This window comes from Pseudomonas sp. NMS19W (assembly GCF_051554255.1).
In the GTDB taxonomy this organism is placed as follows: domain Bacteria; phylum Pseudomonadota; class Gammaproteobacteria; order Pseudomonadales; family Pseudomonadaceae; genus Aquipseudomonas; species Aquipseudomonas kribbensis.
In genome coordinates this window covers 4,759,161-4,782,838 of sequence record NZ_CP136718.1, presented here as the reverse complement: position 1 = coordinate 4,782,838, position 23,678 = coordinate 4,759,161, and the positions used below count along the sequence as shown (strand labels likewise).

Sequence of the window (23,678 nt, the reverse complement as noted above, 5' to 3'; positions counted from 1 at the left end):
TGCCCTGGGCGATGAGCGTTGTGGCAGTTTTCGAGCTGCCTCGGCCTTTTCAGATTTCCTTGAAGAGCTCGTCAAACAACCCGCGTAGCTGCTCATTTCCCGAGTCAACCAGATGATTGTCATCAAAATAAAGTGGAATACCGTTTTTTGACCCCATGCATTTCCCGTTCGGGCAAAGGTATGGGACCGGGTCGATGATCTTCGCCTGGCAGGCAAGAGCTGCTGCTTCGATTGCCGCATTGGCGAGTTTGTTGCGCTCGATGTAGCTAGATAGGGGGATGGAAATATCTGACTTTGTTCCCAAGATGCGCGACTGCAAGTTTAAGCCCTTATAGACGCTAAAAGGCATTTCGGGGATCGGCTTCACGATGTACACCGGGTGCTTTTCTGCTATCGCGCAGACTGTTTTCGTGTACTCGGTGGTGTACGACTTGCCAAACGCATGAGCATCCTGCTTCTTGTCGCCGTTGAAATAGACGCTGAACCCGTTTTCGCGACGATGATCTGAGTAAAGGCCCGCCCGGCTGAATAGGACCACAGGAACGCCTTGGAGCGAATTAGCCAGTTCTGCAAGTTTTGTGTTGTTGAACCCGCGGCATTTGCTCTCCAAGTCCTTATCCTGCATCTCGAAATTTAGCAGTGTCGGGCACCCGCCCCGGGCCCAACCCAAAGCGGCCTCTTTGTTGTCCATCTGCAGTGCAGCAGCAGTGGATTGTGCGTGGCTGTCGCCAAATAGGATCACCGATACTTTCCCAGATCCTAGCTTGCAGTCCGCTGCTCCAAAGGCGTTGGGCGAACAATCTTGGATGTAGAGTTTGCTGGTGTATTGGGGCTGCGCCTGATCAGAGAAGGCAAAACGAACCCCAGGATGGTCTTTTACGACCGATGCTAAAATCGCGGCGATTCCCACGAACAGCACAGCAGTACCACAGTATTTGAAGAGGGCAGACCCTGCCGTGCGAATCTTGGCTGTCCTGCGTTCCACTAACTGATACGACAACGATCCCAAGGCTATAGACAACAGTATTCCGCAAGCAACAGGGCCAGCGCTATCGAGCAGCCCACAGGTGTACAGGAAGACCACGATTGGCCAGTGCCAGAGGTAGACAGAGTACGAAATGCTGCCAGTGAACTGGAGGACGGCATTTCGGGAGAATACTGAATTGGTGTTGGCGTATATCACCAGCGCTGTGCCAATAACGGGTACCACTGCCAAGTAGCCGGGCCAGTAATCGACTTCAGAAAATGCGTAGATGCTGCCTACAATAAGTGTTAGCCCCGACATCTCGAACGCGATGCGGTTAGCGCGAGACAAAGCCAGGGGAAAGAGGAATACCATGCCTCCAGCGATCATTTCCCAGGCCCGGGTCGGCAACATGTAGAAAGCGAACACCGGATGAGTCGAGGTGACCAGAGCTGAGACCAGCAACGAGCCGACGCCAATGAGGACCAGCACTACCCGAGTGCTGCGGTCACCAAAAAGCTTGAACAGCCCGAGCACGATGATCGGGTACAGCATGTAGAACTGCCACTCCACCGATAACGACCATGTATGCAGCAGCCAGTTCTCTTGCAGAGGTGCGTCGAAGTAGCTCCCCCTTTAGCAAACGTGATGTTAGATGAGAAGAGCAGGCTATCCTTCACCGTTCTAAGCAAATCGCGGTAGTCGTCCAGGGACAAATATGCGAAGCCGAATAGAGTAAGCACGATACACACAACTGCGAGGGCGGGGATGATCCGCCTGGCCCGAGATGCGTAGAACGAAAGGAGGGAAAACTCCCCATTTCGCAAACCATTGAAAATGATGCCCGTCATTAGGAAGCCGGAGATGACGAAGAATACGTCAACACCCGTGAAGCCGCCGGTAAAGCCGCTCACCTTGAAGTGATAGAGCATGACGGCCAGTACAGCCACGGCCCGCAACGCATTGATGTTCTTATGAAACTGCATTTTTTTGAATTCCTATTCGATCCCATGGGCAATGACAACCCAGTTCCTGTGAAGCCGGTCCCACGGGCCGTGAGGACTTAGCCGAGTGCATCTTGAAATCCCTGTTCACTGCTGAGGCCTGTAATTGCAATCGATGCTGCACAGGCATATAGCCATCATTTTAGAGGGGGTGCGAAGATTACCACGTACTTCCAGGACGCGAGCGATAACCCTTGCCAGTGCTATCGCCACAATTTAAAGCCCGTCGACTAACAGATTGGTAAACCTGTTAGGGCTTGCTGCATGAGTAAGATAGGCATGGATTACAGCCGCCTATCTGGACGCCTCCTATCAGGTTTGGAACCAGTCCCGCCGGGCAGCTGTATCCACCTGTCAATCTGTTCTTGTATTGACCGGCTATTCCAGTCATGAAACCGGTACCTACACCATCTACATCACCGCCGACTGAGCGCCACACACCCGATTGGCAGGTCAGGGGGACGCCCAGGTTGTTTTTGGACTGGAGACCGATCTTCGGGCAGGCCTGTCCTTCGACTGCGGTGCTGTCGATGTCCAGGTATTCCCCGACTGTCACACGTCCATCCGCCTGGAGCGTGCCGCCGCGGATCTTCCCGCCCGTATACAGGCCCTTGTTGTTAAGGACCCTGACCCAGTCAGCGTCGGACTGATAGATGCCGCCCCCCACTTATCGTTCACCCAGCCGGTGTCGTTCTGGCTTCTGAACCAGCCGTCCTTACTGATGACGTCGTTGGTCGCTGTGACAACGCGGGCATTGTTGATGTCGTTGCCACCCATATCGATCGCCGTGTTCATCCGGTTGTACTCTGGGTGTCCTGGAACAGCGTTGCGATAGAGGTAGTCGTTGGCAAGGTCGCCATCCATGAGGAACAGAGCACTCGCGGTATGACCCTGCCCTGGACTGATACCGTAGTTGCTCAAGGCGAGCTCCCAGCCGCCACGGACTCCCTGGATTACCCCTGGTTTTAGCGCCGAAATGAAGCCGCCCGGCCCGCCCAGATGCTCCGCGATCGTACGAATGCCCAACTCAGGGATCGCCTGGCCACCGGTTGTCACCACAATGGCCTCCAGTTGGTTGGCATTCAGGCGCCTGGCCAGACCCACGATGGTCTGGCCGAAGCTATTGGTTGAGCTGAAGCCCGCCGGCAGATATTTGGTGTTCTGCATCATGTCCACGGTAACCTGGACGGGCGTTGTCGGGCCGGCGTTGGAGAGCACCACGGCATAGTTGTCTTTCAGGTACTTGGCAAAGGCATCTGCCACGGTCCGCTGCTGTTCGGCGGCGATTCTGTAGTCCTGTTGATTCCCCAAGCTGAACATCCACCAGCCTGCGAGAGAGAGCATGATGCTCAGCACGATCAGGCCGAACAGCGCATCGATGGTAAAAAAGCCAGCTTGTCGGCGTTTACTGGCCATGCCAGAGACTCCTGTTCGATTGTGTGACGATGTCTTGTTCGATCATCTGGAGGTGCCCGTTGCGGATCTTCTCCCGGATGGAAGGGGCGTCATCTTGGGACAGAGACAGGCATTGGAGAGTGAGTCGTGGCTGACCGTGGTCAGGACGGTGGAGTGCCTGGTGGATCACTGCCGTAAGGCCCTGCGACAGAACCTCGAGGGCGTTCGGCATAACGGGTTGTGCCAGGACTGCCAGACGCTTAATTCCGTTGGGGACGTCGAGGCCGTGCCCCGTCGAAAATATCAGATGCCCGTTGATTGAGGCTTTAATCACCTCCACTGCTGTGGGTGTATCTCGAACTTCGCCGACGAGGATGAGATCGGCTCTGGTACGCAGTGCTCGTATCAGCGTTTCTGAGTAACCTCCCTGGGCCCGGGAAACTGGTAGCTGGACGCAGCGTCCCGGCCCGTGCTCCCCCTGCAGTAAGGTTTCTGGCGGGTCTTCAACCGTAAGTCCGAGTCCCCCTAGAGAGGTTAGGCGGGCCTTGACTGCCGAGGCGGCAGTGCTGGTTTTTCCTGCATCCATCGCTCCGACGACGTACACCAGCCCTCTAGTGTGTTCATTCATGAGGCAATCGTGGATATGGTCCGGTAGCCCAAGATCGTCGAGCGAAAGGATGGTTGCCCGAGAGCGGTTTAGTACAAAAAAAGGCTTCGCAAAGACGTCGAGTATGTACGTCACCCGCAAGAGCACACGCTCCTCCAGCACGAGAGCGAACTCAGGTTCACGTGTCGTCTCGTACTGATGCAGACACTGCGCTCGTAGCTCCTGAATTTCGGTCAACCAGCCCGTAGGGACGGCGGCCTGGCGGGGCTGGCCGGCCAGCCCCTTCACATCGGCAAAGTCGTGGCCGAGGTAGAGGTCCACGAAATCAGCATCTGCAATCAAGCTCACTCTGTCGGCCTTTAGTAGGTGGTCCAGGAGATCGAGTTCATGTCGTTGGAACAACTTGTTGTTGCGGCGGCGGGGAGGACCTCGCCGCTGGTTGCCGAGCCACCGTTGATGCCGGTGGTGGTCTGCTTGTCCTTGGCGATCTTGGTGGTCAGCGTGATGCATGCCGCTTTGGGGACGTTGCTCTCGGAGAGAGTGAAGGTCATCCCATTGCTCACAAGCGTGACGGCGCCATTCCACTGATTCGTCAGGGTGGTGCCCGAAACTCCCATGGCGCCGGTGCCTTCAATGGCGATCAGCGAAGGGACCAGGTTGGTCCCAGAGGTGCCGTATCCAGAAGACCCCTTGAGTTTCTTGGTGTTGGTGATGATGGTGGTGATGTTGCTTTGTTCCACCGCAGCATCAGAGCTGCCGAGCATCTTGTAACCAATCCAGGCGATGAAGCCCAAAGCGATGGTGATGAGCATGATCCACATCACGCCATCGATGGACAGGAAGCCACGTTGGTTTTTTGGAGTAGAGATTGTCATTGGTTGCCTCTGAGCTGTGTGCTTAGTGTTGGATTGAGTCCATCAGGCCGATGGCGAGCTGGAAAATGCCGACCATCACGAAAATCATGAGCAGGCCCATGATTACTGCGGATATGGCTGTAAGGGACTTTGAGATCGTTTCCACGCGCTTGAGCATTTGCTCGAGCCAGCGATTGGCAAACCGCTCCATCGACGTGGCAAAGCTCTGTCGAGTGGCCAGGACCTGCAGGAAGTGGATGGCCATCTGGTCAGGAAATTGATGCCCGGCCAACTTGAGCGCAGTGCCGAAATCTTTACCCGAGCTGACGCCGTAATTGATCGCGTCGATCCTTTCTCGCAGCCAGGGGGAGGCGCTGCGGCTGAGGATCGTGAGTGCGCTCAGCTGGCCGACGCCGGCGCGGAGCATTACCGACATGTTCAGCAGAAAAATCGAGCCATGCAGCACCTTGTAGATTGACCAGGGTGGAATGCTCTCGAGACGCATCCGGGTAGTCTTCAGTACCAGGCTGAGCTGTGTTTTCCAAAACGGGCTGTTGGGTCGAACCTGTAAGCCGCAAAAATACGGAAGCGTCACGAACGAGACGACGATCAAGGTCAGCAAAACCCCAACAATCACCAGGCCGTAGTGCGTGACCAGGTTGGAAAGGGCGTACAGCAGACTGGGTATGCCAGTCCACAGCTCAGGGTTTTGGCGCTGAGCCATCGATGGCACCATCCAGGTGGCGATGACATACAGCAGTGCCCCCATGAGGCTCCAGGTGATCGAAGGGAGCGCTACGACGGATATGACCAAGCGAGCTATTCGTTGGCGGGCCTCGATGAGCCGGACACAATCCCGGAAAGCTCCGACCAGATTGCCGGTCTTCTCACCGGTCTCGACCAGGGAAGCCTCGTCATACGGCAAGTGGCTCCTGCAGGCATCCGCGAGAGATTTACCACCGCGCACGAGCATCGCCACTTGACCGCAGATGACCGATACAGGGTGCATCGTTTTTCCATCGCTGCTAAATGCCTTCGCAACGGTCTCCAGCGCTTCTTCGATCGCAATCCCGTCCTCGAGCACGCCCATCAGGCTCTCGTAGAACTGGATTCGTTCGTTCTTCCCAAACTGCTTGGCGTAGAAAGTGACCACCCATCCTTGGGCGGCCTCCCGTACGCCTGTCCAGAAGTCCCGAAGCAACTCAATCATCAGACTGCTCCATCAACTGCCTGTCGAAGTCGAGCGGCCCTGCGAAGAGCTCAGCATCGCGTGGGTCCACTACCCCGCTGGTGACTTTCATGATTCCGTGGGCGATCTTGGTGATGCCGCCCATCTCGTTGATCCAGTACCTGCGCGCAGCGCTTGCGCCGCGCTTGGTGAACGTATCCATGAGCTTGACGTTGGTCAGTAAGGTTTCGGCGATAACGGTGCGATCGACGACCCCGAGGTGCCTGCACTTGCTGCAGCCTTCACCGACGAGGTTGACTTGGTCGACGATCTGCAGTTGCTTCAGACGGGCGAAGAGATCGCTGCTGATGCCGTCTATATGGTCCCGCAGCGGGATGCGACAGGCGGGACAAAGAACTGGCACCAGGGACTGGTTCGCGATCCCAGTGGTCAATAGTGGATCGGTGACCAGGTAATGAGCCACGCCCATATCAATCAAGCGCTGGATGGTGGCGATCACGTTGTTGGTATGCAGTGTCGTCCAGCCTTGGTGGCCCGTCATGGCGCCGGTATATGCTGCCTGGGCCGACGCCAGATCGCGCAGCTCACCGTACATGAGGACATCCGGGTCAAGACGTACAGCATTGGTGATCCCGTCACCCCACGTCTCGCCGGCGTAGATCGGTGATTGGTTAGCCTTGAGCGGATACTCAGGAGGATGCTCGAGCGTAAGAATGTGTCGGGAGCCACCGGTCTCATCGTACAGCGCGTTGAGGTTGACCTGCAGGGTCTTGGATTTGCCGGAGCCTGTTGGTCCAGTGATCAGGTTCAGCCCAAAGGGAAGACGTCGCAGCCTCCTGAAGTGCTCAGTCTGCTCAGGCAGAAAGCCGAGCTCCTCAAAGCTCTGCTTGGACGTGTCGTCGTACAGCAAGCGCATCACCATCAACGGGCCATCCACCAGCGGCCGAGTTGCAACCCGTGCTCCGTACAGCCCGAGCTGGTCGACGAATTTGCGGCTGACGCGGGCATCCTGAGCGATATGAGGCTGATAGTAATCGCCGGAGACATCGCACATGCTGTTGTACAGAGCAGCGCAGAATTCACGACCTACGTCGCTCTTTTCCTGACGTACCTCTTGAAGGATCCCGTACAGCCGATATTTGATCTGAGTGACATCGTGCGAAACGACGATGTGAACATCACTGGCGCCGCGGCGATGAGCGTCTCCCATCAATTCCACCACCTGGGCTTGACGCTGAGTCTCGACAAGAGCCTTCATGCCCGTCGACACCGAGGCCTGATACAGAGCTTTGATCTCCGTCATCGACGCGGAGGTGACCTCGAAGTTGATTCCCTTGTGGTCCAGCTGGTCCATGAAGGACATGACGTAGGGGTCGCGGACATGCTGGGGGGAGATGTACAACTTCCCATCGGCGGTCAGCGCAAGGACCTGTCGCAGGTCGTCTTTTATTGGATGAGGGCCGCCTGGTGCAGTCAGCACCGCCACTGGCAACGGTGCCAATGCCAGGTCGACAGGCTCAAGGTCGACGGGCTCTGCGGATAGCTCGGTCATGGTCAGTGCTCCTCAGGGTTGGCCGGGCATGAGGCCAGGCAGGCTCTGTTGTGGTTGAGATACCACCCGGTTTCCGAACCCCAACGGGAACCGCTTCCCCTCTTTGCTCAGTACCACCCCATCGAGCGTGATCTGTTGGACTCGGAAACCGTTGGGTACCTCGCTTCCCGGCTTGGCATCGACCTCGCTGCCGTCGCTGTAGATCAGGCTTGCTCGCAGTTTCTGTCCTGAGCCGCTGATTTCTTTCACTACCGGCAAGAACGACTGGCGCGGTGCAGGAGAGGTAGGGGTCATGGTGGGAGTGAACCCAGGAGCAGGAAACTGCGCCACCGGCTGAGGGGAGCTAGGGAGTGTGCCGTTTGCTTCAAGTTCGGCCTTGCTGCGCTCGGCCTTAGCCTTAAACAGAATGGTTTCGCTCTGCACCTTGCCGAGCTCGCCGACGTTGATGCCCGAGAGGTCCGGGACGGCAGCAAGGGCATTGGTGATCGGCAGCCAGCAGGCCAGGAAGAAAAGGCTGAGATTATTTCGCATACAGGACTCCTGTGACCGACCAGATCAGGTGGTCAGCCTTGTACTCGGTCTTGATCTCCTGAAGGCGCAGTCCCTGGGTCGGCGCGCCATTGAAGGAGTCGTAAGGCAGAACGCCGGTTGTGTAGGAAAGCTTGTACTGCTTCCACTGAGGTGGTGGGGGCGGCGGCGGTGCTGGCTGGCCCGGCAGAGCTGGCTCCTGAGGGATAACCACCGGCATGGATTTCAACTCTGGCTCCTGAGAGAAACTGTGGAACCAGCTGGTCAAATTATCGAGAGCGTCCTTGGCCTCGACCAATGCGTCGTCTCCCGCAGCGTCAATGGCAATATCGAACCTCAGGATCCCGGACTTTGCCTGGTCGGTGAATTCCGGGTGTATGGAGAAAAGCTCTCTGACGGCCGTCGTGAAATCTTGAGCAGTGCTGTTACCAGCCCGGTCGTAGGTCGCGATGATTTGAGAACCGTTGCACTCGGCTTTGTTGATGGGCCAGCCCTGAATATTCAGAGGCAACTGGTACATCACATGGCTGCAGGCCGCTACGAAGTCGGTGACGGAGGGTTGTTTCGCCCAGGGATGTTCCAGCGCTTGGAGAGGTTGCTCTGTACCTGTTTGGCGCTGCAGTTCGGCCAGCTCCTCGAGGCGCTTTTTCTCCGCCTCGATGGCAGCCTGGCGCGCGATCTCTGCTTGGTGAGATTTCCATTGTGACCAGGCCAGCAGGCCGCCACCGATCAAGATGACCACTAGGAGCAGCTGGGCCAATTCAGGCTTGGACATACCAAACACGAGAGGACGTAGCCGATACTCACGCTTGAGCCGAGATGGTTGGAGCAGCTCGTCGATGTCGATGAGCTCGCCACCCATGGCAAACTCGGTCGGCAGGAACTCTCGCTCGAACTGGATGCCGCGGCTACGTTGCTGCAACACCCGTTTGCGGACCTCTGATGCCGTGGCAATCAAGTCGCAACCCGGGATGATCCTGCCCTCATGGACAGCCACGATGGCATAGCGATCTTGATCGGCGTCGACGGCCCAGGCAGCAATCCACGAATCACCCAGCTGGCCAGCCAAGGTCGCAGCCAACGAGTACATGCCTTTGTGAACGTCAGAGGAGCGAGAGACAAAGCCCGCCTGGATCATCAGCGGCGTTCTTCGAATAGCCACGATGTCCAGGCCGTGCTCATGGCCATACTGACGGGCTTCCTTCATGTAGCTGGTCATGTTGCCCAGGGGCGTCCAAAGCATGCCAGTAACGAAGACGCGCCCTCGATGCTGGATGGTCTGCACCCGGCTCGACGGTTTGGGAGTGTCGCTGTTCATGAGCGCCGCCACTTACAAATTGTCCGGGAGGACAATTGGCGTCACCAGCACCACCAGGGCGCTGTGGGTCGTCGAGCGGGTTCGCCCTCCGCCCAGGCCAAAAAAGCTGGGGCTGCCAACGCCGGATTTACGCGCGTCGTCCCCGTTCTCGTCGAACCCGGTGAGAATCAAGGTCTCGCCGCTGCGCAGGCGGACCTTTGGCGCGACGTTCTTGGTGTCGTAATCCGTGGTCTGGACCTTGGATTCGTTGCTCTCGAAATCCTTGAAGATCGGCTTGCTGCTGATGCTGAGAGTGATCATCAGCAGCATGTTTTCTTTGTCCAGGAGCTTGGGCAGCAACATCATGTTGAAGCCACTGGTGATGGTCGCCGGAGTCAGCGCGGTGCTGGAGCCGACCGATGCAGTGGTGGTGGTCGAACTGGAGGCGACATAGCTTTGGACGTTGCCGATCTGGATCGGTGCAGGCTGCAGGTTCAGCGTGGTCACCGATGGCGAACGCACTTCGGAGACCCGCCCTTGTTCTGACAGTGCTTGAACGACGGCCTTGGAGCCGGCCCACGGTGAGCTGGATGTATCGAGAATGCTGCCGCTGGCCGAGATCGCCTCGGAGCTGATGCCGGCGACGGTGTTGCTCAGGCCGAAGCCCCATTTTCCGGAGATGGACTTGTAGACGGCGCTCCAGTTGACCGCCGTCTGGTCGCTGTCGCTGAAGTTCACCTCGTAGACCTTGACGTTGAACAGCACTTGTCGAGTGATGCTGCGGTTGGTCTCCTTCAGGTAGGCCGAGATGCGATTCAGCACCTCCGGCCGATCGCTAACGGTGAGAGTGCCGGTGGAGCGAGAGAGGTACAGCCGCCCTGGGGGTTGCAGGCTGAGCATGGCTTTGACGTTGCTCTCGATATCGCTCATCAGCGAGGTCTTGTAGGTGGACTTGGTGCTCTGGTTGCTGCCGGACTCGCCCGAGGCTCCCCCCGAAGAGGTCGAGGATCCAGAATCGCCATTGCCCGTGGAGGTCAGCAGGCCAGATTTGACGGTGCTTTCGATCTCCAGCTCATCACCGAACGTCCATACGTCGAAGGTTCGGGTATCGAAGTACGTGATGCGTACGCCCTGGAGTTCAGGGTCGAAGTGCCAAGAAAGCCCCAGGCGGGATGTGGCCTGGTTCAGCAACCCCGAAACGTTGCCGTTATAGTTGAGGCCAGAGATTTGCCCACCACCGCTGAATCCGAGGTCGAACGAACTGGCGCTACCCGGCATTGCTCCTGCGATGCCGGTTGGCATGAGACCAGCCAGGCTATCTGCATCGGGTCCAGCCTGAGCGGCGCCTCGTGCTGCAGTGCTGGCAGGCTTCGATGAGAGGATCCCGGGGTTCAAGGCGTCAGGCGCTACGATGACCTGGAGACCAGTTTCCTTGGTGATCATCTGAGCCACGTCGGTAATCGACACCGAGCCAGCAGGCCGGTAGGCAATGTTACGGTCCAGGGTGAATGGAAGCCCGCGTCTGGTCACCAGCGGTTCCGTAGAGACCCACGGCTTATTGCTGAAAACGACCGTGTCGCGGTTCTGTTGTGGCTGCTGGTTCTGCAGGAACTTGTTGTACTGGCTAGCGGTGTTGCCCTGGTACTCTGCTCGATCGAACGACTCATTCACCCGTTGCACGGCACAACTGCTCAGCAGGGCCAGGGCAATTGGAGTCAGTGCCCAGCGGGCCCAACGAAATTTGATCATTTCTTCTTCCTCTCAGCGACGTACAAGACGCTCTGGGAGCCTTCGCTACCATCGACTACGAAGGATCGCGGGGCATTGTCGTAGAGCGGGAACAACTGCTTGACGGCTTCCTGGAACGAACCCTCGAAGTGCAGCGGTGCCTCGATCGGATAGTTGAGGTCCTCCTGAGCCCAGATCACGCGCCACCGGGCTTTTTGGCCCATTCCTCAACGCTTTCGCGCAGGGTTGATCCAACTTCGGCCGTCCATACTTGGGGCAGCGGCCGGGGTGGGGTGGCGGGCTTGACCTCGATGGTCGTGGCCACCAACGCTGTAGCGGTCGCGCCGGCCGCTGGCTTGGCTGCTGTAAGTTGGTCGGGCGCTTTCGATGCTGGGGACGCAGGTGTTGAAGGTTTAGCTGCGGTGATTACCATCGCAGCCGGGATAGAGCCATCCTTGGCGGGTGCCACTGGGGGAGCGTGGCCACTGCCGCTGGGACTGCGGCAGCGGACGTTGTCGTGGAGATGGGGGCGGGAGTGGGCACAGCGGCGACGACTACGCCTGACGTCGATGCCGGTGGGGCGGAGCTGGTTCCAGAAACCTGCGCTTTGTCGGCATAGAGCTGGCCTGCCGGCGTCGACGGGGTTGGCAATTGGTAACCGGGGCGTAGCACGAAGCACACCTGACGGTTCACTTCATCGATTTTCACTTGCCAGGCCGGGCCAGCGAGGACTTGGAGGGTATTGCGCAGCGTCATCGGGCCAAGTTTGTACTGGGCTGCCGGCAACGGTCGGGTGTACAGGATGTTGACGTGCTGCGAGCTGGGAGGGCAGAGGGCGTAACCTGATCGGTCGACCACGTAGAGCATGGCATCCCGAACACTTGGGTTCATGCTGGACGGGATTGTCACATCGATGATCTGTGCCATCAGGTCGCGCTGGCTCGCATCGGGTTGGGTGCTCACCAAGGTGTAGCGGCCATACCGAACGACCGGTTCCTTCTCCGGACTGGCACCGTTCGGGTAGATGTCCGGAGACAGCCATTCGGGATTACGGCTGCTATCGAATGCCGGCTTCGGCTGCTGCTCAGCCTTCTGAATCGCACAACCAGCGACGAGTGCGGCGAGCGAGAGAGTGGTCAACTGCCTGATCATGAGGCCCCCTGTAGTCATTAAGGGCACGGTGACAGCCAGCAGATTCTCGTGCAGCAGGAAATCAATATCACACGGAGCTAGAATTTCCGGCGCGCTTGATGAAACGCAAGCAAGTTACCGGTTGAAGACGCCGAGGTTGGCCTGACCTCGAACTGGAGAAGATCAACGGAGGTGATAATGCTCGACAGTCGAATTGCCGCTTTCGAACACCTGATGGGCTGGGCGAACAGTCTCAGCGCTGAACGCAATCGGCGCGGCTTGGAAGATCTCATAAAAATTGTGCTTAGGCCCGTTCAGGCCATCCATTTACGAGACGCACTGCTTCGACCTCGGCATGCGGGCCCTCAGTCGTTGCACTGGATGAACTCACTTGGTGGGCTGTGGGATGGTTCTGCCGACCATGGGACTTGGGCAGCATTTCTGCTGAAGAATTGCCGTCGGCCAGTAGATCAGAGCTTCAGTATCCGGTTAGCCAGTGACATGGTAATCCCGACTTTGTGGTCGGAAAGCAGCATACTCAATAGCCTCGGAATGATCGGGGAGGGGCGTGAGCTTGGCGCGTTCGTGCAGGATCCGAACCACAGCGTGACCCTGATGCAGCCGTTGAACATAGCTTGGGTCAACGGCGGTAACCATTCGATTGCCCAAGGCATTCTGGGTGGGGAAGGGGTCCTCGTACCTGATGATGTTTATGACGTTACCGAGATCATCAGGGGGTGCGATTTGATGGCGAATGCTGGGGCTGTCGGAAGACCGGCGAGAAATATGGTTCACCAGTCTACGTTGAATTCGGATGGGCCTGGGAGATCGCACGCTTGCTGGTCGACCTCCCACGCGAAACTACTGGCTGATGGTCGCGGCGAGCATAGCCTTGGCCAAGGCGTCCTGCTGCTCTTCCGGCTCAATGAGCTCCAAGCTGACTTGGCGCTTCGCTAAGAGCATCTGCCAGAGCTGCTGATCGATGCTGTTCTCCACCAGGGGGATCTTCACGATCACCGTCCTGAGCTGACCATTCCGGTACGCCCGGTCCTCAGCCTGATCCTGTTGTCCGGGTGTCCAGGGCAGGCCCAGGAAAAAGACGTAGTTGGCGGCCGTGAGGTTGTTGCCGGTACCGGCGGCTTGGGTGGTGCAGATGAAAGCCCTGCAGTCGGGATCGCCCTGGAACTTGTCGATCGCCTTCTGGCGCTTGGTGATTGAGTCATTGCCGACCAGGGTGACGTTCCCGATACCGGCTGCATCGAACAGCTCCTTGAGGCGCGCGACGGTGGGTTTGAACTCGCAGAACAGGATGACCTTGTCTTCGGGGTCCAACTCGCCCTGCAGGTCCATAGCGACTCTGACCTTCACCTGTTCCAGGTAATGGCGAAGCGCGCCGAGCCTGGCAAAGATGGGCCTGTCCTCGAGGCGAATGCTGTCGTACTTCTTCCGCTCCTCCACCCCCATCGCCACGGGTAGCAACTGCCGGTGCTTACCCTTGAGCCCGGGCAGAACGTCTTTACGCCGGCGAAGCATCCAGTCGCCCAGTTCTGCCCGGAGGTTTTGCCGGAACTCTGGGCTGCCGGCGAAGCGTTCGCAGAAATCGCTGAGGGGCAACTGGCCGACCGGGTGGCCGGACAGACGTAGCAGGGTGTGCAGCTCCGTCTCGCGATTGAGGACAGGCGTGCCTGTCAGCAGATAGCGATTCGGCACCTTGGCTGCGATATCGAAGCCATGGCGTGTACGCTCGGCAGTCGGCTCCTTCAACTGGTGCGCCTCATCGACCACTAGAACGTGGAAATGCTCAGCCAGCAGCACGTAGTCGCCAAGGCGCTCGTAGTTGATCAGCATCCATTGGACTAGCGGATCGTGCTTCTGCACAGCGACTGTCGCATCGGGGTAGACCGCCAGGATTTCGCGCTGCCAGTTGATCAGCAACGAGGAAAGGGTCACCACCAGGATCGGGCGACCGGCTGCACTGATATGTGCCGCGATGATGGCCTGGCGCGTCTTGCCGAGGCCCATATCATCAGCCAGCAGTGCGCTGGTGCGCTGGAGCAGGTGAGCGATGCCAGCAGGCTGGTGATCGAGCAGGGAATAACCGACGAGGGCCTGGGCGATTGTGGCATCTGAGAACTCGGTGCGTTCGATCGGCGAGACGGCAGCGAGGTAGATGTCGTTGGAGCTCTCCTCACCGCTGGCGGCTGTCGAGGGTTCCTGAGGAGCACCGCCCAGGCTGATGCGAGGGATGTCTGCTGCTGGAGTCACAGAGCCATCGCCCAAAAGCTCCTGTACAACGTCCAGGATCTCGAATTGATCCTCTACAAGACCGAGCTCCAGGACCAGGTTGCTGCGCAGGATCTCGGCGGTGGCGTTGACTCGCCACGAGCTGGATTTGCCCAGGAACACTCCCCGCATCCGACGGGCAACTGCAACGACTCCAGGATGATAATCTCCGGACAGCAGCACACCGCCGTCGGCTAGCGGAGCAATTCGCAGCAGCATTCCGGAGATGAAAGCGTCTCGGCGTGGGTTTGCCAGCGCGCTCTCGATCTTCTGGCGGAATGCCTGCCATGATTCAGTGACCTTGCCTCCGGCCAGCTCGATCAGCTGGTGGTACACCAGGTCCAGCTCGTCGATGAACTTGGCCTTGGGCACGCGCCAATAACGGCAGAGCGGGTGATCGCCGCGGCGAATGAAGAACCCGCTACGGGCGAACATGACCTTGTTTGCGCCCTCAATGTAGGGCATGAGGATGCCCATGTCGTAGCCGTCGAATACGGCGGCTTCGAGCAACACTGGCTGGCTGTTTAGGAGGCGTGGTCGTTTCAATTGGCGTCCGCGCTCTTGGGCATCATCGGCACCGTTTGGTCGAGGTGGTAGGCCGCGACCCAACGTGTTAAGAGCACTGAGCCGTGAAGTGATCCTCCCTGGCCACTGATTACATACGCAGCTGGTTCTGCGCCCGTCGGCACACGTCTGCGTTCCTGCTTCCAGTACCCGACGGTCTTGATGTCTTCAGGTTGTAACGGCCAGCAAGACTCACCTGGCCGGGACTCATAATGGGGGATCTTCGGATTGTTCGCCTGCTCGGCCTTCAGCCGATCAATTACTTTTTTGGAACGAGCCACAAGCACCTCCGGGAGGATGAGTAGTCAACACGTCATCATTCAAGGTGCGCCTGCCCGCACCCATATGAGCGAGCAGATTGGCAGCTGGAGGAGAGCGGCTACAGGAGAAATGGATTACCGCCCCCGAAGCATTTCGGCTACATGCCCCTGGGCTTGGACATATCCGGCTTGCCGCTCACCGAGGGGTAGCTCACACGGCAGTTGTTCACCTTGTACCCGGTGCATCCCCAGAAGTCGTAACCCCCATCACCGCGCTTCTGGCGGCGCGTTAGTGGCATCCCGCACTTGCCGCAGGAATGGCCGCCCTGGGTGCCTGATGAAGCTTCAGGCGAACGCGCCTTCATCGCCACTGTGGGCGCCTGGCGGAGGGATGCGAGCTCAGTCTGGAGATGATGAAAGAACTTGGCGACCACCGAGCCATACTGCTCCTCCCCCGTGAGATTCGATCCAGGTCCTTCTCCAGCGTGCTGGTGAACGCCAGCTCGACGAAGCTGAAACGGCCCTCCAACTGGTCGATGGTGCTCACCCCCAACGGGCCAGGGACCAATTTGCGCTTCTCCTCAACCACCAGGCCTTTGCCGGTGATGTTCTTGATGATCGATGCAAACGTGCTGGGGCGTCCGATCCCCAGTCGCTCTAGCTCCTTGATCAGGCTGGCCTTGGTGAACCGTGCAGGCGCCTTCGTCTTCTGGTTCAGTACCTCACCCTGAAGCACGCTGAGGATCTGCTTGGGCTCGAGCACGGGTACCGGATTCTTGGGGATGTCGGTCGACTCTTCATCCGTCTCGTCCTTCTGCAAAAGCTTCATCCAGCCGAGATAGGCGACAGTGCTGCCAGTCGCGGCGAAGCGCAGAGGCCTCTGATCCGGCCCCTGGCCAGCAGTTTGGCCATGCGCACGTTGTAGAGAGCGTCTGCGAGCTGGCTGGCCAGCGCCCTGACCCGGATGAGCTTGTACAGCGCTTGCTCATCAGCAGACTCGCCTGCAACTTCATCCTCCCAAGCGGTTGGCGCAATTGCGGGGTGACCTTCCTGGGCGCTATCCGCAGCCTTGAACGTCCGGCGCTCGTCAACAACGTCGAGGCCTTGTCTGCGAGCCACTGCCTGGATATCTGGCATGGCTTCATCGGCCAAGTTGGGGTTATCCGTCCGGTGATAGGTGATCACGCCCTGCTCGTACAGGCGCTGCGCGACCTGCATGGTTTTGTCCGGGTCCCATTTCAGCGCTACGCTGGCCGCCTGCTGCAACGTGGATGAAATGAATGGTGGGGGGGCGGGCGCCGCTTCTTGCCGTCTTCACATGACTCGACAATAACCGCGCGCGTTGCGGCAACCCTTGCCGCGAGTGTGCCGTCCTGAATGTAGGGGTTTTCTTTGCTCGCGAAGTCAGGGATCGGTTGCCATATGGCAGTCCAGTCCATACCGGTGGTTTCATCCTTGAAGGTCAGCTCTACCCCGAAATGGTGGACCACCTTGAAGTTCCTGATTTCTCGTTCGCGCAACACCACCAGATAGAGGGCAGGTGACTGAACTCGACCTGCGGAGGTAGGTTGGCCCAGGACTCTCCGAAGCTCCTGCGTGACCAGGTAGCCCACCAGGCGGTCCAGCACTCGCCGGCACTCTTGTGAGGCAACGAGTTGCCCATCAATTCTCCGTGCGTTGGCCAGGCCCTCTCGCACTCTGGCTTGGGTGATCTCATTGAATGTGACTCGCTTGTATTCCCGGATCCCCAGCGCCTGTTGTATATGCCAGGCGATACTTTCCCCCTCACGGTCCGGGTCGGTGGCTATATACACCTCCGTGGCGTCCTTGAGCGCTTTGCGAATGGTGCTGACGTTGCGGGCACTCTTGGACAGGATCTCGTAGACCGGACGGAGGGTCTTCAAAACGCCGGTTGTGATCATCGTGTCATCCTGACCCGACTGGGGGAGATCACGGATGTGGCCTCCAGATGCCACCACTACCCAGTGCTCGCCAGGGCGGATCTTCTTCATCATGGGCCCAAGCTTCTTCAGCTTGCCCGGTGCCTCGATGATCATGAGTTTCATAGGGTGCCCCTGCACAGATAAATCAAGGAGCACTCTTGCCGCCGACTGGGGAGGGCACAACGCGAAATGGTCAACTGGAAGGAGGGAATTCGGTAGGGCTCAGGCCTTCTGAGGCAGGGTCAAAAATTGAGGGTTAGCTGCTGGGCGCGCTTGTACCCTTTCAGCCAGGAGGCAAGCATGGCAGGGTGCTTGTAGGGGCAGGCATATATGGGCAGCCCTTTCTCGGCGGCTTCAACCCCAGCAGCCTCCACCGCAGGATGGGGGTTATTGAACTGGCGCCTATCCGCTTTTCGCTCCTGGGCATCTTCGTTCTGCATCGATTGTTCCTCATCGGCACTGTTCACTCCGGGCGAGTCACGCTTCAAACGAGCTTGGCCACCAGCAATTCCCCGACAAGGGCGCTTTTTTGCGACCCTGTGACTCACTTCGATACAAATTAGCAGCCGTAGAGCGGAGATACCTTCAAGAAATGGTAATTTGCCAACCCTGGCATTTCAAATGTGCCCCTGAGCTGGGCAAGCGCTGCTTGCAGCGCCCCTTCAACTACGACTTACCGTCCTGGTTGCGGGAGTTTCACGAGGTGCGCCGCCCCTGGACAGCAGGTCTTTGTCGCCAGGAGTTGCGTAGTCTTAGACGCTAGGTCAAGAATGGTCGGTCGCGACGATCTGTCCTTGCCCCCAGAAGCCTCACGAATGGCGCCCGAAAATTCGGCCCCTCGCCAATGCCCGAATGCCACGGCTAGTGGGGAATCATGCTGGAGAGGTAGAGGGCCGACCAAGCCAGCAGCGTAGCGCTTGGGTCCTCCAGTGCGGCATGCACCATCACCTCAGCGTCCTGGCCCGCGATGCCGCAAACTGCCTGTCCAAGTCGAAGGAGCTCAGCTTTCACCCCTGCATCACGTGCCTTGGTCGCAAACTCATACTCTTCGGCCTGCCCGTACTGAAGAGTTGCCTTGAACCGGGAGCGCAGCATTTCGATGGCCTCCACTTCGGCCTCCGGCAGCAGGATGGTTTCGCCATCGCAAAAGACCTGGCGAACGCCAACGAGAGCTTGTAGGGCATCCATGTAGCGCGAGGAGTCTACCGTCGCCTTGACGGATGGATATTCTGGGTAGTCGTGGTGCATGGGGCGTTACCTCGAAGCGGAAAGGTGGCGCGGGTCCGTCCTTGCCACCAGTGCCTTCACGAACGACGCCTGTAAAAATGCCTGCCAGAGTGTGGTCAGAATGCTATGGACAGGCTTCATCGAAGGGAGGGAAAACTCGAAGTGACGTCCTTGTCACCAAGAGCTTCGCGATGTGGCGCGCCAAATTAAGGGGGGGGGGTTACAGGGGAATGTCGTCGTCAAAACCGTCGTTGTAGTGGCGCATGTCTTCGGGGGTTGGCTGAGGAACGTTTTGAGCCTGTCCGCCGGTTCCTTGACCGCGTGGCTGACCCTGCGGTTGATTGTTCGGACGCTGACCTCCGCCGGCAGAGAGAGTGAGCTGTTCGATTCGGTGTGGAAGAATCGAGATCCGGCTGGCCTCGACCTTGAGCGCAGACACCTCCTGGCCGGTTTGTTTATCCGTCCAGCTATCCATGATCGCGCGTCCAACCACCACTACGCGCATACCCTTCTGGAACAGAGCGGCAAACCTCTCGGCATCCTGGTGCCACCATTCGACGTTGGCCCAGAAGCCGCCCCGATCTTTGTAGCCACCCTGGCCGTCAGGGATCGAGTTGTCGAACATCACATTGAGTCGCAGCATGTGCCGCGGATCCTTGTTGCCGTTGGGGAATGATTTGTACTCAGCGGCGTTACCAACGTTGCCTTCCCAAACTACTGGTGTACCCATGGTGTATCTCCCGTTCAGTGTTGAGGTGGGTTCATGACCTGCTGCAGTCGAGCCTGATATTCGGCCTCGGCCTGCCCCATCTTTTTCCGCGCACTCAGCGGCCTGTTTGCCGATGGAGTGGATGAGGCTGATCTGCATATTCAGGGTGATTCGGTGTTGCTCCAGGGCAAACAGGTCCTGCAGCAAGTGGATTGGTGTTCTGGGGGCGTGGACCATCTGAGCCCATACGCCGAAACCCATGCGCCGCTCCTGCACGCTTTGCCAGCGAAGAAAGGTTGTGCCAGCTGCTGTGTTTTGCTCAATGAGCCTGACGGGCAGCAGAGCGAATGGATGTTGGCGAACCTGGGCCAGCACTTCCTGGGTAAGGGTGCGCAGGCCCGCCTCCAGCGATGCGCAATGCTCCGCCAACTGGACCAGCTCCCCCTTACCTTTAAAGGGCTTTAAAAGGCCTTTTAGTGAGGCACTCTGTTGCAGCCCCTGATAGGCACCCTGTTGCAGCGGTTTGAAGGCACTCTGTTGCAGTGCCTCCTTTGGTCGGGTGTCCGATCGCATGAGTGTCATGCCTCGCCTTCGAAATCTTCATCCCCATCCTCGACCGGTCCTGCTGAACCACGGCGGATGGGCGGGGCGAAGTTCGAACGGCGGATGCCTTCCAGGATGTCCTGGGGGATATCGCCGTAGCGTTTGTACATTTCACGTGCGTTTTCAGCCCTGGCATTGTTGGCGGCGAAGTCGTCACGCGAGGCGCCGGAGAAACGATGGAGCTGGGCCAGCCCAAAAAGACTGCGTAGCAGGTGAGCGCCTTCATCGATCCAGATCTCGCCATCGCGGCGACCGATCATGGCCACGTGCTGAGCCAGCAGGATGCGACGGACGACTTCGTCGTACTGCGTCAGCAAATGGACGCCCTTGAAACCCAGCGGGTTGGAGATGAAGAGCGGCAGCTTCAGCGGCTGGATGGAGAGGTTTTCACCGATTTCGAGGGTCTTGGGAAGCTGGGCCATCACCCCATCCAGGCGGCTGTCGATGGCCTTGAGGGCATCGTCTACTTCCTGGATCTTCTCCTCGATTCTGATCATCCACCAGTCGGAGTATGGGTCGTCCTGGGCCGCTCCCCGGTCGATCTGGTTGATCTTGGAGCAGAAGCCCGCCAGGCCGAGGATGCTGTGCTTCTCATCGCTCTTCTGGCGGCCCAGCCAAATTCGAGCAGCATGGTGGGTGTGGAGAGTCAGCTGGACCTGGCTCCTGAGGGAGCCGATGTTGAGCTGATAGTTGTCAGCCATGGACATGGTTTCCTTATATAAGGTGGGTGAACGATGTCCATGCTGCTGTCGGGCCGTTAGTGGCGCAGTAATAAATGAAGAATCCGGGCTGCTGGATTTGTCATTGGTTTAACTGTGCCTTGGTGATGTGGCCTGCACCACCGTGAAGTGTTGCCAGTGGCAACAGTGGGTAAAGCGTCGGCGCCGATGAAGGCTATCTGGTGGACGACGGTGCAAAGTGTTGCCACTGGCAACACTTTGAATGGCGCTCACTGGTGATCACCTGTTTGCTTTGAGCGTTGGGACTGCTTGGAGGTGTTGCCAGTGGCAACAGTGGAGAGGTTGTCCGGGCCGATGAGTGACGGGCTGTTATCCCGCGAGAGCACCGCTCAGATAGGCGGCATCGGTGGATGGTGTTGCCCGTGGCAGTACGCCCTACCATTGATGTGGCAGCAAGAGGCCTGTCCAGCCAGCCATCGCCAGGAACGGCCCCAAAGGAATTTTCGAGGTGCTGGACAGAGCTTTTTGCAGCTTGAGGTATCCGCATGCCAGGGCTGCAAGTACTAAGGTACAACCTACTGTCCAGGGAAGTGCCTGCCAGCCAGTCCATGCTCCAATTAGGGCCAGCATCTTGAAGTCGCCAGCGCCCAGGCTTTCTATGCCGGTAATGAATTTGACCAGGTGGAAAACTGACCAAAGGCTCAGATAGCCCATGGCACAGCCCCAAAGTGCCTCGTGCAGTGTTGTGAAAACTCCAAAGGAATTGAGCGCGAGACCGATCCAGAGGATGGGTATTACCAGCGCATCCGGCAGCATATGGTGCTCACTGTCGATCAAGCTTAAAGCCAGAAGACACCAAGTGAACACCAGGGCAAAGAATGCCTGCATGGTTGGTCCATAATGCACCGTCACCACGGACGACAAGACAGCGCAGCCGATTTGCGCGGCCCAGGTTCCACGCACCGGAGATCCGGTCGTTTGAAGCTCGCAAGGCTTATCGAGATCCAGCCCGAGTAGTTCCCGAGCATCCCGCTGCCATTGGTGCTCAAGGAATGCAGGCAGCCAGCAGGCAACCCAAGTACTCAGGCGACCGGCCAGCATGCCCAAACCGATGGAGCCAAGCCCTAGGGTGATCTCAAGCCCCATCCAATCATTCATCGATGGACTCCTCGCGGCGACGTGGGTCAAGCAGGGCTTGGAGCGAAGTCAGGGCGGAGTTCGCTGTCTGCATCGCGGTCGCTGTCGGTGCCGGCTTCTGGGCGGGGGACTGGGCAGCGCGTGCCACCGTCCGTGCCGGTGGAGGCGTTGGCGTCGGAGTTGCGGCGGGCGCTGAAGGGTTCCACTCGGCGTTGAAGTCGCCCCGGATGGCCTTGCCAGCAAGGGTCGTCAGGTAAGCAAGTGGCTTGGCCACGCCCCCAGTTGTACATCGATGTTTCCACTGGTTGATCACCGCCTCTCGGACATGCTCCGGTACAGGCCCCATGATCTCTCGTGCTTTCACACGGTCCTCTGGCTTGAGAAGATCCAGAGCAAGCAACCAATTCACACCTGCACTCTCGCGCGGTTGTACAAAGCTTTTAGATACAGACTTGTCTGTATTTGTATACGTACTGTCAGAGTTCGGATTCCGAACTGAGGGTGTACTCAGTGGTTTTAGGCTGAGTTCGGATTCCGAACTGAGGGGAGATCCCCCTGTTTCGCTGAGTTCGTACTGAGTTCGGATTCCGAACTCAGTCCTTCTGGGGCTAAATCTTGCTGAGTTCGGATTCCGAACTCAGGTGCGGGCAGCGCGTTGTGCTTGGTCTCTACAGCCCAGGTCTGGGCATTCAGCCGATCGCTAATCGTGTCTATGCGCGAGGGAAGGCGTCGGCCCACGTCGGGATCGCTGGTGAATTCGCGCCAGGTGATCGCTGCGATGTCCTTGATCGCTTTGTTCTGATGCTCCATGGATTGCATCAGCAAGGTCATGTAGTCCTTGTCGAACTCCAGACCCTCTGCCGGTGTTACTGGCTCGTCGTGGAGCAGATAGACGTTCCCCTGAACCTGTCCGTTGATCTCATTGCGGACGGTCCTACCCAAGCTCAACCAACGAGTTAGACGGAGCACGGTTAGCGCCTTTGCCACTGTTTCTCGAGAGGCATGTTTCCCTGGGTTCATGCCCAGGTATGGCCGTAGCTGGTCATAGGTGGGGAAGGCAGTGATGCCATCTTCGTTGACAAGTAATCGGAATACTTGCCAGCAATTGCGTTCCAAGGGGGTGAGGCGATTGTCGAGCAGGAGTTTACGCGGGACCGTTTCATGCGGATTACCGCTGAATATGATCCCGGAGTAGGGGGTAGCAGGTGCAGCAGTAGGGGCGGTGTCCTCAGCTCTCTTCTTCTGTACATGGGCCTCGAGTTGCCCCGAGGCCGAATCTAGGAGCGTGGAAATCGGGAACCGTGCGAGCTTCATTTTCTATGTTCGCCTTCTCCAAAGTGGGCGGAGGCGGGGCAGCACTCTTCGACACGCCGTATGCCACCCTCGTCCAGCAGAGTGAGTTGTCGACGTTCAGATACTCGGGACTTTTCCTTGTTGCTGGGATACAGGCCTTGTTCGATCCACTGAGTGATACGAGACCAGATCTGCGCAAGCGTTAAGCCATCAGTGCTCAGTTCTTCTGCAACCAGCATGGCAACGTCGAGCATGGCCAGGCTGTCCTCGAGCTCCACTCGGTTTTCATCCATCAACTTGGTCCAGCGGTGCCAAATATGATGATCTTGATCCTCGGAAAGCTCGGGCCACCGTCCGCGCGGGGCTCGAACCCCAATGACGGTACGCTGAAGGGCGATCTCCTGAGGTGTGAGCCCGAAAAACTTGTTGAGCAAGCTGGTAGTGGCACCCAAGCGGATTGCCCGCTCAATAAGGCGGGTTTCCTCTTCAGAGCGAGCAGCCCCGGTCAGAAGCTTGAGGATCATCGAGCTGTTGATAGACACATTGACCCAACTGACCGGTGTGTTGCGGAGCAAGCTGAGAACTGTTGGATGCTGGATCTGGCCCAGCACCTCGGGTTCAACCCCCATCTCCACACAGCGCTGGAGTTGGCCATTGCGCATCAGGTCAAGTAGCTGCGACAGAACTGCTTCGTTAAGTGTTGACTTGGACATTGAGACTCCCTCCCATT

At 58.3% G+C, this 23,678-nt stretch carries 19 protein-coding genes and 5 pseudogenes; 1 reads left to right on the top strand and 23 read right to left on the bottom strand.

From position 1 onward, the window contains the following. Nucleotides 1-49: 49 nt before the first annotated feature. The 11 genes and pseudogenes from R1A29_RS21870 to R1A29_RS21820 form a co-directional block, all read right to left on the bottom strand. Complete coding sequence (locus tag R1A29_RS21870; protein WP_438299548.1) at nt 50-1,519, bottom strand: acyltransferase family protein; 1,470 nt, start codon at nt 1,517-1,519, stop codon at nt 50-52. Then, nucleotides 1,456-1,896: an acyltransferase family protein gene (locus tag R1A29_RS21865; RefSeq protein ID WP_438302076.1), complete on the bottom strand. Its 441-nt coding sequence runs from the start codon at nt 1,894-1,896 to the stop codon at nt 1,456-1,458. The genes R1A29_RS21870 and R1A29_RS21865 overlap by 64 nt, the downstream gene beginning before the upstream one ends. A 322-nt stretch (nt 1,897-2,218) precedes the next feature. Next, a pseudogene (gene pilV, locus R1A29_RS21860) lies at nt 2,219-3,384 on the bottom strand (shufflon system plasmid conjugative transfer pilus tip adhesin PilV). Then, nucleotides 3,374-4,318 carry an ATPase, T2SS/T4P/T4SS family gene (locus tag R1A29_RS21855; RefSeq protein ID WP_438299547.1) on the bottom strand — a complete coding sequence of 315 codons (945 nt, stop codon included), beginning with the start codon at nt 4,316-4,318 and terminating at the stop codon, nt 3,374-3,376. Before R1A29_RS21855 ends, pilV begins: the two are co-directional and overlap by 11 nt. An 11-nt stretch (nt 4,319-4,329) precedes the next feature. Next, complete coding sequence (locus R1A29_RS21850) at nt 4,330-4,845, bottom strand: type 4 pilus major pilin (protein WP_438299546.1); 516 nt, start codon at nt 4,843-4,845, stop codon at nt 4,330-4,332. A 22-nt stretch (nt 4,846-4,867) separates the two neighbouring features. Beyond that, the gene (locus tag R1A29_RS21845) at nt 4,868-6,034 is read right to left on the bottom strand and encodes a type II secretion system F family protein (protein WP_438299545.1); all 1,167 of its coding nucleotides are present in this window, start codon (nt 6,032-6,034) and stop codon (nt 4,868-4,870) included. Next, nucleotides 6,027-7,565 carry a GspE/PulE family protein gene (locus R1A29_RS21840; protein WP_438299544.1) on the bottom strand — a complete coding sequence of 513 codons (1,539 nt, stop codon included), beginning with the start codon at nt 7,563-7,565 and terminating at the stop codon, nt 6,027-6,029. Before R1A29_RS21840 ends, R1A29_RS21845 begins: the two co-directional genes overlap by 8 nt. A 12-nt stretch (nt 7,566-7,577) precedes the next feature. Next, the gene (gene pilP / locus R1A29_RS21835; RefSeq protein WP_438299542.1) at nt 7,578-8,096 is read right to left on the bottom strand and encodes a type IV pilus biogenesis protein PilP; all 519 of its coding nucleotides are present in this window, start codon (nt 8,094-8,096) and stop codon (nt 7,578-7,580) included. Next, nucleotides 8,086-9,411, bottom strand: coding sequence for a type 4b pilus protein PilO2 (pilO2, locus tag R1A29_RS21830; protein ID WP_438299539.1), 1,326 nt, complete (start codon nt 9,409-9,411; stop codon nt 8,086-8,088). Before pilO2 ends, pilP begins: the two co-directional genes overlap by 11 nt. 12 nt (nt 9,412-9,423) lie before the next feature. Continuing rightward, on the bottom strand, nt 9,424-11,139 hold the full coding sequence (locus R1A29_RS21825; protein WP_438299538.1) for a PilN family type IVB pilus formation outer membrane protein: 1,716 nt from the start codon (nt 11,137-11,139) through the stop codon (nt 9,424-9,426). Then, a pseudogene (locus R1A29_RS21820) lies at nt 11,136-12,270 on the bottom strand (TcpQ domain-containing protein). Before R1A29_RS21820 ends, R1A29_RS21825 begins: the two are co-directional and overlap by 4 nt. A gap of 177 nt (nt 12,271-12,447) precedes the next feature. Here R1A29_RS21820 and R1A29_RS21815 point away from each other — a divergent pair. Then, nucleotides 12,448-13,206 carry a DUF6710 family protein gene (locus R1A29_RS21815; protein WP_438299537.1) on the top strand — a complete coding sequence of 253 codons (759 nt, stop codon included), beginning with the start codon at nt 12,448-12,450 and terminating at the stop codon, nt 13,204-13,206. Here the strand turns inward: R1A29_RS21815 and R1A29_RS21810 are convergent. The 12 genes and pseudogenes from R1A29_RS21810 to R1A29_RS21755 all read right to left on the bottom strand — a co-directional run bounded on the left by R1A29_RS21810 (nt 13,111) and on the right by R1A29_RS21755 (nt 23,661). After that, nucleotides 13,111-15,078, bottom strand: a complete 1,968-nt coding sequence (locus R1A29_RS21810; protein WP_438299536.1) for a DEAD/DEAH box helicase — start codon at nt 15,076-15,078, stop codon at nt 13,111-13,113. The genes R1A29_RS21815 and R1A29_RS21810 overlap by 96 nt on opposite strands. Continuing rightward, nucleotides 15,075-15,377 carry a hypothetical protein gene (locus R1A29_RS21805; RefSeq protein WP_438299535.1) on the bottom strand — a complete coding sequence of 101 codons (303 nt, stop codon included), beginning with the start codon at nt 15,375-15,377 and terminating at the stop codon, nt 15,075-15,077. The genes R1A29_RS21810 and R1A29_RS21805 overlap by 4 nt, the downstream gene beginning before the upstream one ends. Before the next feature lie 340 nt (nt 15,378-15,717). Then, nucleotides 15,718-16,176 (bottom strand): DNA topoisomerase, encoded by a 459-nt coding sequence (locus R1A29_RS21800; RefSeq protein ID WP_438299534.1) that lies wholly within the window; start codon nt 16,174-16,176, stop codon nt 15,718-15,720. Between the two features lie 5 nt (nt 16,177-16,181). Continuing rightward, nucleotides 16,182-17,413, bottom strand: a pseudogene (locus R1A29_RS21795) (type IA DNA topoisomerase). 128 nt (nt 17,414-17,541) lie between these two features. Then, complete coding sequence (locus R1A29_RS21790) at nt 17,542-17,739, bottom strand: CrpP family ICE-associated protein (RefSeq protein WP_023660706.1); 198 nt, start codon at nt 17,737-17,739, stop codon at nt 17,542-17,544. 421 nt (nt 17,740-18,160) lie between these two features. After that, the gene (locus tag R1A29_RS21785) at nt 18,161-18,547 is read right to left on the bottom strand and encodes a hypothetical protein (RefSeq protein ID WP_438299533.1); all 387 of its coding nucleotides are present in this window, start codon (nt 18,545-18,547) and stop codon (nt 18,161-18,163) included. Between the two features lie 199 nt (nt 18,548-18,746). After that, entirely contained in the window at nt 18,747-19,256 is a 510-nt protein-coding gene (locus R1A29_RS21780) for a single-stranded DNA-binding protein (RefSeq protein ID WP_438299532.1), read from the bottom strand. A gap of 14 nt (nt 19,257-19,270) precedes the next feature. After that, nucleotides 19,271-19,817: pseudogene (locus R1A29_RS21775) on the bottom strand (DUF3158 family protein). Next, on the bottom strand, nt 19,814-20,539 hold the full coding sequence (locus R1A29_RS21770) for a PFL_4669 family integrating conjugative element protein (RefSeq protein WP_438299531.1): 726 nt from the start codon (nt 20,537-20,539) through the stop codon (nt 19,814-19,816). The pseudogene R1A29_RS21775 and the gene R1A29_RS21770 overlap by 4 nt, the downstream one beginning before the upstream one ends. Nucleotides 20,540-20,953: 414 nt before the next feature. Beyond that, a complete protein-coding gene (locus R1A29_RS21765) occupies nt 20,954-21,676 on the bottom strand; it encodes a prepilin peptidase (RefSeq protein WP_438299530.1) in 723 nt (240 codons plus the stop codon). Then, nucleotides 21,669-22,969, bottom strand: a pseudogene (locus tag R1A29_RS21760) (STY4528 family pathogenicity island replication protein). The gene R1A29_RS21765 and the pseudogene R1A29_RS21760 overlap by 8 nt, the downstream one beginning before the upstream one ends. Beyond that, a complete protein-coding gene (locus tag R1A29_RS21755) occupies nt 22,966-23,661 on the bottom strand; it encodes a DUF2857 domain-containing protein (RefSeq protein WP_438299529.1) in 696 nt (231 codons plus the stop codon). Before R1A29_RS21755 ends, R1A29_RS21760 begins: the two are co-directional and overlap by 4 nt. Nucleotides 23,662-23,678 lie beyond the last annotated feature (17 nt).

Coding starts and splice junctions, on each gene's coding strand:
- R1A29_RS21765 (WP_438299530.1), bottom strand. CDS start 21,676: ATGAATGATTGGATGGGGCTTGAGATCACCCTAGGGCTTGGCTCCATC.
- pilP (WP_438299542.1), bottom strand. CDS start 8,096: ATGCGAAATAATCTCAGCCTTTTCTTCCTGGCCTGCTGGCTGCCGATC.
- R1A29_RS21865 (WP_438302076.1), bottom strand. CDS start 1,896: ATGCTCTATCACTTCAAGGTGAGCGGCTTTACCGGCGGCTTCACGGGT.
- R1A29_RS21780 (WP_438299532.1), bottom strand. CDS start 19,256: ATGGGTACACCAGTAGTTTGGGAAGGCAACGTTGGTAACGCCGCTGAG.
- R1A29_RS21770 (WP_438299531.1), bottom strand. CDS start 20,539: ATGGCTGACAACTATCAGCTCAACATCGGCTCCCTCAGGAGCCAGGTC.
- R1A29_RS21850 (WP_438299546.1), bottom strand. CDS start 4,845: ATGACAATCTCTACTCCAAAAAACCAACGTGGCTTCCTGTCCATCGAT.
- R1A29_RS21790 (WP_023660706.1), bottom strand. CDS start 17,739: ATGCAGAACGAAGATGCCCAGGAGCGAAAAGCGGATAGGCGCCAGTTC.
- R1A29_RS21825 (WP_438299538.1), bottom strand. CDS start 11,139: ATGATCAAATTTCGTTGGGCCCGCTGGGCACTGACTCCAATTGCCCTG.
- R1A29_RS21840 (WP_438299544.1), bottom strand. CDS start 7,565: ATGACCGAGCTATCCGCAGAGCCCGTCGACCTTGAGCCTGTCGACCTG.
- R1A29_RS21870 (WP_438299548.1), bottom strand. CDS start 1,519: ATGCTGTACCCGATCATCGTGCTCGGGCTGTTCAAGCTTTTTGGTGAC.
- R1A29_RS21755 (WP_438299529.1), bottom strand. CDS start 23,661: ATGTCCAAGTCAACACTTAACGAAGCAGTTCTGTCGCAGCTACTTGAC.
- R1A29_RS21815 (WP_438299537.1), top strand. CDS start 12,448: ATGCTCGACAGTCGAATTGCCGCTTTCGAACACCTGATGGGCTGGGCG.
- R1A29_RS21785 (WP_438299533.1), bottom strand. CDS start 18,547: ATGCACCACGACTACCCAGAATATCCATCCGTCAAGGCGACGGTAGAC.
- pilO2 (WP_438299539.1), bottom strand. CDS start 9,411: ATGAACAGCGACACTCCCAAACCGTCGAGCCGGGTGCAGACCATCCAG.
- R1A29_RS21845 (WP_438299545.1), bottom strand. CDS start 6,034: ATGATTGAGTTGCTTCGGGACTTCTGGACAGGCGTACGGGAGGCCGCC.